5 protein-coding genes and 2 pseudogenes are annotated in these 4,979 nt (G+C 63.3%); 6 read left to right on the top strand and 1 reads right to left on the bottom strand.

Features of this window, described 5'->3' with window-relative positions:
* A pseudogene (locus MJD61_15755) lies at positions 1–143 on the bottom strand (transposase).
* Between the two features lie 191 nt (positions 144–334).
* Here MJD61_15755 and MJD61_15750 point away from each other — a divergent pair.
* The 6 genes and pseudogenes from MJD61_15750 to MJD61_15725 all read left to right on the top strand — a co-directional run bounded on the left by MJD61_15750 (position 335) and on the right by MJD61_15725 (position 4,979).
* Positions 335–640: a nucleotidyltransferase gene (locus MJD61_15750; protein MCG8556720.1), complete on the top strand. Its 306-nt coding sequence runs from the start codon at positions 335–337 to the stop codon at positions 638–640.
* On the top strand, positions 637–1,149 hold the full coding sequence (locus MJD61_15745; GenBank protein ID MCG8556719.1) for a hypothetical protein: 513 nt from the start codon (positions 637–639) through the stop codon (positions 1,147–1,149). The genes MJD61_15750 and MJD61_15745 overlap by 4 nt, the downstream gene beginning before the upstream one ends.
* Before the next feature lie 64 nt (positions 1,150–1,213).
* Entirely contained in the window at positions 1,214–3,712 is a 2,499-nt protein-coding gene (locus MJD61_15740; GenBank protein ID MCG8556718.1) for a hypothetical protein, read from the top strand.
* Between the two features lie 368 nt (positions 3,713–4,080).
* Positions 4,081–4,593: a zeta toxin family protein gene (locus MJD61_15735; GenBank protein ID MCG8556717.1), complete on the top strand. Its 513-nt coding sequence runs from the start codon at positions 4,081–4,083 to the stop codon at positions 4,591–4,593.
* Positions 4,574–4,777, top strand: coding sequence for a hypothetical protein (locus MJD61_15730; protein MCG8556716.1), 204 nt, complete (start codon positions 4,574–4,576; stop codon positions 4,775–4,777). The genes MJD61_15735 and MJD61_15730 overlap by 20 nt, the downstream gene beginning before the upstream one ends.
* A 51-nt stretch (positions 4,778–4,828) precedes the next feature.
* Positions 4,829–4,979, top strand: a pseudogene (locus MJD61_15725) (transposase).

The raw sequence follows: 4,979 nt of genomic DNA, 5'->3' as shown, positions 1-4,979 counted from the left end.
GCGACCCGTGCGGGAAAGAGCGTTCCGATGCGTTCCAGCACCTGCTCCTCGCTCCAGCCCTCGGCCCGCTCCCGGTCGATGCGCAGCACCAGATGGAAGTGGTTGGACATCACCGCATAGGCGGCCACATCCACCGCGAACACAGTCCTCGACGGCATCGGCATCCCAGACCAGGATCCGACCGGGCCTGACCTTCTGCCGCCGCGAATCCGACAATCGTTCTGCCAAATCTACTTGCTCGCTCGCCCGAGGCCTGGTCAGCCGCGCCCGCGAAGCAGGCACCGCAACGAGCGGAATAGGTTACCATGCTCGAAGCGCACAAGGCGAATGAGCGATGCCGAGACCAGCGATCGACAAGCAGCGTTTGGAGCAGTTCTGCCGCCGACACCACATCCGAGAGCTTTCGCTCTTCGGCTCCACGCTCGAGGGTACAGCAGCGCCCGACAGCGATGCGGGCCTTCCCGCCAAGTGCGAGACAGGTCGTGAGCCCGACCTCAACGTGCTCGTCAGCTGGGGGCACGAGCCTTCCGCGGTGCTGAGCATACGCGAGGTCGCCCGGCGTACTGCGCACGATCTAGCCGGTGCCTCTACGCGGGAAACAGCCGCTGCCGAGGCGCAACGTGCACGAGGGGGGTCATGAGCGACGAGCACTGGACCTTGCATACGTTTCGTTCGGCAGCGGCGGGACACCTGCACGGTGCCGAATGTGTCCTGTCTGTGCTACCGCAAAACCCGACGCACCCCGCCCGTGCCCCCGCCAGCGCGGCGTATCTGGCCCACGTCGCTCTGGAATGTGCGATCAAGGCACGCCTTCTGTACCGGGCCGGATGCGCGGACGGAGAGGACCTGAAGAAGAAGCAACCGAAGGTGTACGACGCCCTGTTCCGCAGGCGGCAGGGACATGAGCTGGCTCGGCTCGCGGAGGAGGTCAGGCTCAGCAAGCTGATGAAGGTGGAGGGCAAGCAGTGGGTGGACGATGATTGCTGGAAACGGTTGACTACGAGTGAGCGGCCCTACAGCCTTCGCTACGGCGCCGAGAATATCGGGGCCAGCGCGGCCGGGGCGGAGGTTGCCCGTTCCAAGGAGCTGGCAGACGTGCTTCTCTCGGGCATTGGTTTCTCGAAGAGGAAGCGTGATGGCGACTCGTAGGCGGGCGCGACCTGCTAGCCCAGACACACCTGCAAACCGGTGTACTGGGGGCGATCGCCACGGGATGTTTTCTGCGGCATCCTTCGCCGGTGTGGTGGGCAAACGCCCGGCGGAGGCGTCTCGCGTTTTGGGCGGTGAGCTGCCGGCCCGGCCAACCGTTGCGTTCTACGGCTTCCGAGGGGGGGCCGGCCGAACCACGGCTCTTGCTCACGTCGCCGCCTCGCTGGCCAGCCGCCAAGTATCTGTCGTCGCGGTCGACCTTGACCTGGAGGCACCCGGACTCGACCGCGTGCTCGGGTGTGCACCACCAACGAATGGCCACGGCGTGCTGGAGCTCCTTCGCCGCGCCGCAACCACGGACAGGGAACAGCTCGAAGGGGCGCTTCGTCTTGCGCCCCACCTTACGACGAGCCGGCTTGAGGTCGGAGCTCCGATCCGCGTGCTTCCCGCCGGTGCCCTGACCGAGACCTACCTGGAACGGCTAGACGATCTCGGAGTGCCGCTCTGGCATGTTGCCGAGGGACCCAGCCCGCTTGAAATGCTCGTCGCTAGAATCAAAGACGAGCTGAATCCGGAAGTTGTCCTTGTCGATTGTCGCACGGGCCTGTCCGGCCTATCTGCATCTGCACTGTTTCATGTTGCGGACGTCGTGGTTTGCATGCTACCGGTCTCCGGGCAGTCCTGGGACGGGTTTCGCGTGTTCCTCGAAGCGGTACGCGCCGCGCACGCGAACCGGGAGGGCTTGCCTGAGGTCCTGATCGTGCCGAGCATGGTTCCCGAGGGGCCCGAAGGCAGGTACAGACTCGCTGAGTTCGTCAGCCGTATCGAAGCGATGTACGCGGAGCTGGTTCTCGGTCAGGATGCCGCCTCGCTGGATGACGCGGATGTTGCCGAAAGGGTGCCTGTGGCGCGTGAAGGGATCGAGTACCGGCGCGGGATTGCGTTGGCGGACGCGTTGAGTACCGATTTTGTCCAGCGCTCCGCCGGCACGTACCGAGCCCTGCTCGACGAGCTCGACGCGCTTCTGCTGCAGCCCGCCGACGCGACTGTAGCCGGACTCCCCGCGTTCGAGCCACAGCAGGTGCTCGACGAGTTGTCCAAGCGTGCGGGCCTTTCGAACCTTGCTTTCGCGGAAAGCACGGATCCTGCCACCATCGTGCAGAACTTCGTGGATCCCGGTGACTTCAAAGCCATCTTGGATCGGGCGACCTGGTACGTGGTGGGATCCAAAGGGTCCGGTAAGACATGGCTCTATGCCTACCTGAGCTCGAAAGTCGGTCAGGCCCGGGTAACCAACATGACTTTCCTGCCGGCCCATGCCTCCAAGGACAGCGTCCTTACGGCAAGCGCTTTCAGGGAGCTCGAGCAGCACACGCGGCTGAAACTCAAGCAGAGACAGCTTCACGGCGCGTTCTGGCTGCTCTATGCCGCCAATCGTCTTTTTCGATACCGTCCCGATTCCTGGACGCGTATCGCGCACGACTTCCCTGCGCAGCAGCGACGTCTTGTGGGCGGCGTCGCGACAGCTTCGACGCCCCGCGCGCTTCAGACGGCGCTTGAAAGGGCGCTCGCCTATCCACGGGCGGGCACGTTGGCCGAGGAGCTGGTGCGCTCGATCGATGGGGAGCTCCTGTCTTCCGGGGACAGCTCCGTCGTGCTGCTCTACGACGGACTCGACATCGGGTTCGGATCCGATGCACGGTCGCTCGAACGAAGGCAGCGATTCGTCAACGGTCTCGTCGAGGCGCTTGAGAACCTACGGGGTGTTTCTCGTAAACTGAGCTTCAAAGTGTTCCTTCGCGAGGACATCTACTCCGACATCGACATCCAGAACCAAAGCCACCTTGCCGCGGCCACGGTCCAGCTGCGGTGGGATCCCAGCGATTTGTGGCGGCTGGGACTCAACATTGCTGCGACGAGCGAGACATACATGAAGGCCGTGGTTCACGGCTTGGATCCATCGGCCGCCCCGGGTCGGTGGCCGCAGGATGAAGGACGGCTGCGGCGTCTTCTGATCCCACTCTGGGGAGACAGCATGGAGAAGGGAAAGAAGGTATCGACCGCTCGCTTCATCCAGCGACGAACGTCTGACGGTTTGGACCGGATGTTTCCGAGGACCTTCGTTCAGTTGTTGGCGAAGGCGATCGAGCATCAGCGTTCGTTGGAGCCGCTCGCGGATCGAGTGCTTCGATCTGCCGCCATCCAGCATGGGTACACGGAAGCAAGCGCCGCTCGGGTTGACGATCTGCAGAAGGAGTACGTAACGCTGAGTCCCTATCTTTCGGCGATTCAAGGAATGAAGCCCACAGGAACGCTCTCCGAGGTTACGGCGTTCATGAAGAAGGAGCTTCGCAAGGCTGCCTCGCGGAAAAAGTCACCGAAGGGAGCACCTGCGGGCGCTCTGCACGCAGGGCCAGGCGGCTGGAACAAGGTCATCAAGAAACTACTCGAGGTTGGCGTCCTACGCGAGTACAGGCGAGCGAGAGGTGATGCAGGGGAGACGAAGTACGAGATATCCCTACTCTATCGGCCGGGACTTGGAATCAAAGCGTATGGGATCTGAAGACGCTGACGCTCCCACTCACAGCTTCTGTTTGCTACCTGGTTTGGGTTGATTTCCCCAGGAGGCTACCAAGCGGCCCCGACCTGCATCAAGGTTCAACGGCCACCAGGGCGGCGCAAATTGGAGCAAGTTTTTCGGTCAAGAGCCCGGTGCAGCCAAAGTCACAGATCCGACTACCGTCAAGGCTAAGCTGCCTAGCTGAACAAACGCGGGTCAGGGACCGAAAGGACCCGCCCGATGACAGGGGCTTGATGACTATCGGTCTAGAGACGATGGGGACCTATCCGGCATCATTCGACGGAGCTGATCTTGGACAGCGCACAGCAGCGTTGGCGATCGGTTCGTGATGAGCAAGACTGGTGTCCAGAATGCACCAGACGACGCTCGACGCGATCCTGATAGCGGGCGCGAACGGCTCCGGAAAGACCACCTTTGCCCGGCAGGTTTTGCGGGTTCGGTATCCGACAGCGGTGTTCCTCAACGCGGACGAGATCCAGCGAGAGAGCGCAGCGTATTCGCATCCTGTCGCGGCAGGGCGTGAGCTGGTTCGGCGGTTGAGCGACCTGGAGAAAGGCTGGAGCTCGTTTGTGGTCGAGACGACGCTTTCATCAAGGATGTACGCGAGGCGTATACCGAGCTGGGCCAGTCGAGGTTTTCGCACGAGTCTCCACTTCATCGAAGTACCCTCAGCCGATTTCGCGGTCAGGCGTGTCGCCACGCGCGTAGCCGCGGGCGGTCACTCGGTGCCTGAAGTCGACGTGCGACGCCGATTCCGAACCGGACTGGTTCTTTTTGCGAGCGTCTACAGGCCGCTCGTGGCAAAGTGGTATCATTGGTTCAGTGACGACGAAGGACTGCGTCTTGTCGAACAATCGAAATGACTACACGGCGGACGAGGAACTCGAGTTGTTCCTGGAGGCTGCTCGGCGTGCCAACTGGGACGCTCTGCACGGGCCGCAGCACCTCAGGTCCGGGAGGTTTCGACCGTGGCTCGACGGGTCGCCCTCGGACGCCACTTCAGTGCAGGACGCCGGGACCGTGCGGGAGCGCGGCAAGCTCCCCTAACCCCCGGAATCATTGGCAGGCGGTATGCGATTCGCCCGTCAGCGTCTCGCCGAGGCGCTCCGCGAACGCAACCCGACCTTCGCCGTCGGTCGCGGGCAACGCAGCGCCTTTTTCGAGGCGGTCGCGGCCGTGCGCGCCTTCCGCACGGCCTACCGCGCCGCGCTCGAAGCCTGGCGGCGGGGGTTCCGCGAGGCGCAGTTTC

The organism is Pseudomonadota bacterium, from assembly GCA_022361155.1.
GTDB lineage: Bacteria > Myxococcota_A > Polyangia > Polyangiales > JAKSBK01 > JAKSBK01.
The sequence above is the reverse complement of the archived record's forward strand: the minus strand, read 5'-3'. Positions and strand labels throughout refer to the sequence as shown.